This window comes from Actinocrinis sp. (assembly GCF_035650855.1).
Classification (GTDB): domain Bacteria; phylum Actinomycetota; class Actinomycetes; order Streptomycetales; family Catenulisporaceae; genus Actinocrinis.
In genome coordinates, this window is the sequence record NZ_DASRGV010000113.1 from 1 (window position 1) to 5,788 (window position 5,788).

Annotated in this window: 5 protein-coding genes and 1 riboswitch; of the genes, 3 read left to right on the forward strand and 2 right to left on the reverse strand. The window is 70.2% G+C overall.

Annotation, left to right across the window (positions count from 1 at the left end; translation table 11 throughout):
• Window positions 1-1,178 (reverse strand): translation initiation factor eIF-2B alpha/beta/delta subunit family protein (locus tag VFB40_RS08860; RefSeq protein ID WP_324848821.1); only part of this gene is annotated, 1,178 nt, incomplete at its 3' end.
• A 153-nt stretch (window positions 1,179-1,331) separates the two neighbouring features.
• On the opposite strand from VFB40_RS08860, the gene VFB40_RS08865 reads away from it, so the two are divergent.
• Window positions 1,332-2,831, forward strand: coding sequence for an RICIN domain-containing protein (locus VFB40_RS08865; protein ID WP_324848822.1), 1,500 nt, complete (start codon window positions 1,332-1,334; stop codon window positions 2,829-2,831).
• A 415-nt stretch (window positions 2,832-3,246) separates the two neighbouring features.
• Here the strand turns inward: VFB40_RS08865 and VFB40_RS08870 are convergent, their stop codons facing one another.
• Complete coding sequence (locus VFB40_RS08870) at window positions 3,247-3,603, reverse strand: nuclear transport factor 2 family protein (RefSeq protein ID WP_324848823.1); 357 nt, start codon at window positions 3,601-3,603, stop codon at window positions 3,247-3,249.
• Between the two features lie 152 nt (window positions 3,604-3,755).
• On the opposite strand from VFB40_RS08870, the gene VFB40_RS08875 reads away from it, so the two are divergent.
• Window positions 3,756-4,556, forward strand: a complete 801-nt coding sequence (locus tag VFB40_RS08875; protein ID WP_324848824.1) for a helix-turn-helix domain-containing protein — start codon at window positions 3,756-3,758, stop codon at window positions 4,554-4,556.
• 375 nt (window positions 4,557-4,931) lie between these two features.
• A riboswitch (S-adenosyl-L-homocysteine riboswitch) is annotated at window positions 4,932-5,010 on the forward strand.
• A gap of 14 nt (window positions 5,011-5,024) precedes the next feature.
• Window positions 5,025-5,788 (forward strand): homocysteine S-methyltransferase family protein (locus tag VFB40_RS08880; RefSeq protein ID WP_324848825.1); only part of this gene is annotated, 764 nt, incomplete at its 3' end.

The window sequence follows — 5,788 nt, forward strand, 5'->3', positions numbered from 1 at the left end:
CCCCGGTCCGTCACGATCCTCGTCACGAACCGCGGCGGCGTCACGTCGAACGCCGGGTAGTACGCCTGCTCCACCAGCGGCGAGGCCGTGCGCACACCCTGCACCGAGAGCACCTCCGCACCGTCGCGCCGCTCGACCACCACGTCCTTCGCGGTGGGGGAGAGGGGATCAGGAGCCTGAATCAACACGTAGAACGGCACCCCGAACGCGTGCGCCGCCACCGCCGCCCCCAGCGTGCCGACCTTGTTGAACACGTGCCCGTCCATGCTCACCCGATCCGCCGCGGTCACCAGCGCATCCACGCGGCCTAGCGCCGAGAACGGGCTGAGCACCGCTGCCGCCATCCCGTCGGTCACCAGCGTGACGTCCTGCCCAAGCTCGGCCAGCGTATGCGCCGTCAACCGCGCACCCTGCAAGTACGGGCGCGTCTCCGTGGCCACATAGCGCAACCGCTTACCCGCCGCGTGCACAGCCCGCACCAACTCGATCAGGTACGAATCCATCCAGCAGTGCGTCAGCACCCGCGCGCCGTCCGGCAGCAACCCCGCGGCATGCCCCGCCAGCAGCGCGCAGCGCCGCCGGAAGTAGCGCGCCTGACCCGCCGCCTCGCCCTCCACCAGCGCGACCAGCCCGGCCGCGTCCCACACCCCGCACGCAGCAGAAGCCTGCCGCGCCTGCGCCGCCTGCACCTCCACGGCCGCCAGCACCGCCCGCACCGCGTCACCCACGCTGTTGTTCGTCGGCCGCGCCCCGATCAGCAGCGCCCCCGCCGCACGCACCGCCGCGACCGCCTCGCCCACCGCACGCCCAGCCTGCTGACGCGCCGTCAGCACCAGCCCCGCCAGCGCCGCGAAGATCGGCCCGGTGCTCTGCGTCACCATCCGCCGCATCGCGTCCGCGACCTCGGCCCCCGAGCGCGCCGTCACCCACACGACCTCGTGCGGAAACACCCGGCGATCCAGGATCAGCACGGCGTCGCGTTCCAGCCGCACGCTGCGCTCCAGCAGGGGGGAAGGCAACCCACCCGCCGCCTCCGACCAACCCTCAGACGCGCCGCCGCCCGACGCGTATCCGCCCTCGATCGCAGCCTCCACCGACAGCCCGTCGGCCCACCCTGCAACTTTCCCGGCGCCCGCGCGCGCCGCCCCTCCCGCCACGCTCCAAGCCGCCTCAGCCATCCGCCACCCTCCTGCCTGCCCCATCGCCCACGTCCCCGCCGCACCCACGCACACACGCCGTGGCCAGCCTGGGCACCACGCGTTGACGACCCTCAGACCTGCGAGCACAGTGATCTACGCGCGCCCGCCCGCCGTCAAGACGGAGCCCAGCAGATGATCACACCATACCCACGCATACCCGCACCCAGCCCCAAGCGCAGCCTGCGCCGCAGCGCGGCCCTCCTGGCCGCCGCCCTGACCGCCGTCGCCGCGCCCCTGTCCGCCGCGCCCCCGGCACACGCCGCCACCGCCACCTTCACCCCCGGCGCCGCCTGGAACGACACCAGCGGCAACCCGTTGCAACTGCACGGCCTCGGCATCATCAACGCCGGCGGCACCTGGTACGGCTTCGGCGAGGACAAGACCGGGGAGAGCAGCTCGAACACCGCCTTCCAGGACATCCCCTGCTACAGCTCCACCGACCTGTCCACCTGGACCCGCCAAACCACCGCCCTGGCCCGCCAATCCACCGGCGACCTCGGCCCCAACCGCATCGTCGAACGCCCCAAGGTCCTGCACAACCCGAGCACCGGCAAGTACGTGATGTACCTGCACATCGACAACACCAGCTACTCCGAGGCCAAAGTCGGCGTCGCCGTCAGCGACTCGGTCTGCGGCCCCTACACCTACCAGGGCAGCTTCCAGCCCCTCGGCTTCCAAAGCCGCGACATCGGCCTGTTCCAGGACACCGACGGAACTGGTTACCTGCTCAGCGAAGACCGCGCCAACGGCCTGCGCATCGACCGCCTCTCCGCCGACTACCTCAGCGTCGCCTCCTCCGTCGCGCTCTTCGCCGACTACGAAGCCCCCGCCATGGTCAAGATCGGCGGCACCTACTACCTGCTCGGCTCCCACCTGACCGGCTGGTCCACCAACGACAACGTCTACGCCACCGCCACCTCGCTGAGCGGACCCTGGTCCTCCTTCCGCACCTTCGCCCCCACCGGCACGAACACCTACAACTCGCAGACCGCGAACATCATCACCGTCCCCGGCTCCTCCGCCGCCACCTACATCTACGCCGGCGACCGCTGGACCACCGGCAACCTGGGCACCTCACCGCTGATCTGGCTGCCCATGACCATCTCCGGCAGCACGCTCACCGTCGGCTGGCAGCGCTCCTGGACCCTGGACACCAGCGCCGGCACCTGGTCCAACGGCGCCTCCAACCCCGCGAGCGGCAGCACCCACTACCTGACCAACGCGCACAGCGGCCTAGTCATGGACGTCAGCGGCGGATCCACCGCACCCGGCGGCAAAATCATCCAGTGGACCAACCACTCCGGCACCAACCAGCAGTGGACACTCACCCGCACCAGCGGCAACGCGTACACGGTCAAGAACGTCAACAGCGGCCTGTGCCTTGAAGCGCCCAGCGGATCGACCTCCAGCGGCGTGCAACTCGACCAGGGCACCTGCTCCGGCGCCGCCGGCCAGCAGTGGGCATTCGACGCCGTCGGCTCGTACACCTCCCCGAGCGACACCAGCTACCTGATGGTCAACCTCGGCAGCGGCCTGACCGCCGACGACTACAGCAACTCCACCACCGCCGGCGCGATCGTCGACCAGTGGCCCGGCAACGGCGGCGACAACCAGACCTGGAACCTGTCCTAGACGCACGGCTGCGGCCCAGAACCAGACCGCTCTGGGCCGCAGCCACCGGCCACCGCAACGCACGTCAACCTGACGACACGTCACCGCGCCGGCCGCGAAGGTGACTGCGTAACCGGCCACCACCAGTGACATCGCCACCGAGTCGGCGTGCAGGTCGGCGTGGATGGACGGCAGCGCGACGTTGACGATGAAGAAGTCGAGGAAGGTGACGAACGTGCCGGCCAGGACCACGACCAGTGGCCCGAGGCCAGGCACCGTGCCCGGCCGGCTCGCGACCGGCCGGGCGAGGGTGCTCGTGGACATCGCGATTCTCCTGTCGAAACCAGGGAGCAGAGCACAGGGGAGCGGGGGAGTAGGACGGGCAGAAGGGAGCGGGGCAGGAGCGCGGCAGGACGGGCCGCAACCACTCCCGCTGTCAGGCCCCTGGCACCCGGTCCAAGAACCCGACCACCGACCGGATCCGCCCGTCCGAACCGGTGGTGACCACGTCGAAGCCGACGACCACCGGCTCCGACCCGCCTGGACCCAGGCCCCAGCCGAACCGGGCGACGTCGTGATGAGCGTCGACCGCACCGACCGGGGTGAAGACGAACCCGGGGAACTGCTGCTGCACGGCGGCGATCGTCGCGCCGAGCGCGTCCAGGCCGGCGATCTCGACGAGCGGGTCGACGTAGGCGGCGTCCTCGGCGAACAGCTCGTGCAGCAGGCCGCGGCGGGTGTCGGCGTCGGCGGCGTTCCAGCAGGCGAGGTAGCGCTCGCGCAGGTCGGACATGATGCGTTTCCTTTCGGCGAGAAACATTGCGTCTCTGACGCCGACGATCATGCGGGCACCGGCGGGGGAGCGTCGATTCCCTCGCAGGTAATGCGATCCGCTTACCTGCGAGGGAATCGCCCAGCGACAACAGGCCGCGATAGCGTCGCGCCATGACGTCCCTCACCGCACCGACCCCGCAGGTCGGGCAGCTGCTGCGGCAGTGGCGCGAACGGCGCAGGCTCAGCCAGCTGCAGCTCGCGATCCAGGCCGAGATCTCCACCCGGCACCTGAGCTTCGTGGAGACCGGGCGGTCGCGACCCACCCCAGAGATGATCGTCAAGCTCACGGAGCACCTCGAGGTACCGCTGCGCGAGCGCAACGAGCTGCTGCTCGCCGGAGGCTACGCGCCGCGCTACCCCCAGCACGGCCTGGACGCCCCCGAGCTGGCGAGCGTGCGCGCCGCGCTGCGCTCGGTGCTGACCGCACACGAACCGAACCCCGCGGTCGTGATCAACCGCTGGTGGGAGCTGCTGGACGCCAACGCGACCATCAGCCTGTTCACCGCGGGCTGCGCACCCGAGCTGCTCGAACCGCCGGTCAACGTGCTACGCCTGTCCCTGCACCCGCACGGACTGGCCCCGCGCATCGCCAACCTGGACCAATGGCGCGCCCACCTGCTCGAACAGGTCCGCCGCCGCAAGGACCAAACGGGTGACCCGCGCCTCGAGCAGCTGCACGCCGAGCTCACCGGCTACCCGGGCGGCTCGGCGCCCGTCCCGCCGACCAGCGTCGTGCTGCCCCTCAGGCTCCGCACCGATGACAGCGAACTGTCATTCTTTTCGATCTCCGCGACGGTCGAGACCGCGGCCGACGTGACTATCGAAGAACTCGTCATCGAGTCGTTCTACCCGGCCGACCAAGCCACAGCCGATCGCCTGCGCGAGCTCACAGCCGCCCGCGCAACCGCGTAGCACGAGCGGAAACGTTGCCACCAGACCAGGCAAGTCAGCCAGCGTACATGCCCTCTCGAACCCCTTCCGAGATGCTTCTCATGCATAATCTCTCTTATGCATGAAACGAACTGCGCGCTCTCCGCCGTGCGCGGCCCCGTGATTTGTGTGATCTGACGCTTGGATATCGACGGCGCCGTAGATCGGACAAAATGAACATCTGGGTTCGCGGCGGTTCGTAGTCGACGCGGAGATCATCTGTGCGCTCGCGTCCCGGGCTGCACTGATCAACGCACGCGGCGTCTTCACCGCCTGCCACCTCTCCCCCATCGCCGCCGCCGCGATTGAGATTTGTCGGAGCGTGGGACCGCCCGCCGTGGGAAGATGATGGCGATCCTGGCCGAGAGGCGCTGCGACGGGCGACGCTGCCCGCCACGCTCGGCCCGGGGTACTGACCCAAGGGCGCCTCCGTGAAACCCGGAGGCCTGCATGCCCGCATCGGTTCGCCAAGATCGTGCCGCTCGTGCGCAGTCCCTGCGCTCCCTTCTTGAGCAGCGCGTCGTCCTGCTGGACGGGGCTTGGGGCACGATGCTGCAGGGCGCGGGCCTGACCGCGGCCGACTACGCCGGCGACCGCTTCCGGGAGCATCCGCAGGACCTGCACGGCGACCACGACCTGCTCGCGCTGACCCGCCCCGACGTCATCCTCGACGTGCACCGCGCATACCTCGCGGCCGGCGCCGACATCACCTCGACCAACACGTTCAACGCGACCCGCCTGAGCCAGGCCGACTACCAGATGCAGCCGCACGTGCGGGAGATCAACCTGCGCGCGGCGCAGCTGGCCCGGCAGGCGGCGGACGAGGCCGGCGGCAGGTTCGTGGCCGGATCGGTCGGTTCGCTCAGCGTCACCCTGTCGCTCTCGCCGAAGGTGGAGGACCCCTCCTACCGGGCCGTGACGTTCGAAGAGGTCAAGGCCGCGTACGCCGAACAGATCGAGGCTCTGGCCGAGGGCGGGGTCGACCTGCTGCTGATCGAGACGGTCTTCGACACGCTCAACGCCAAGGCCGCGATCGCCGCCGCCCGGCAGGTGGCCCCGGATCTGCCGCTGTGGATCTCGGTCGCGATCGTCGACCTGAGCGGGCGGACCCTGTCCGGGCAGACGGTGGAGGCGTTCTGGAGCTCGATCGCGCACGCCGAGCCGCTGATCGTCGGCGTGAACTGCTCCCTCGGCGCGGCCGAGATGCGCCCGCA

Bases quoted from the DNA above. Each gene is read 5' to 3' on its own strand.
- VFB40_RS08875 (WP_324848824.1), top strand. From the start codon at position 3,756: ATGACGTCCCTCACCGCACCGACCCCGCAGGTCGGGCAGCTGCTGCGG.
- VFB40_RS08870 (WP_324848823.1), bottom strand. From the start codon at position 3,603: ATGTCCGACCTGCGCGAGCGCTACCTCGCCTGCTGGAACGCCGCCGAC.
- VFB40_RS08865 (WP_324848822.1), top strand. From the start codon at position 1,332: ATGATCACACCATACCCACGCATACCCGCACCCAGCCCCAAGCGCAGC.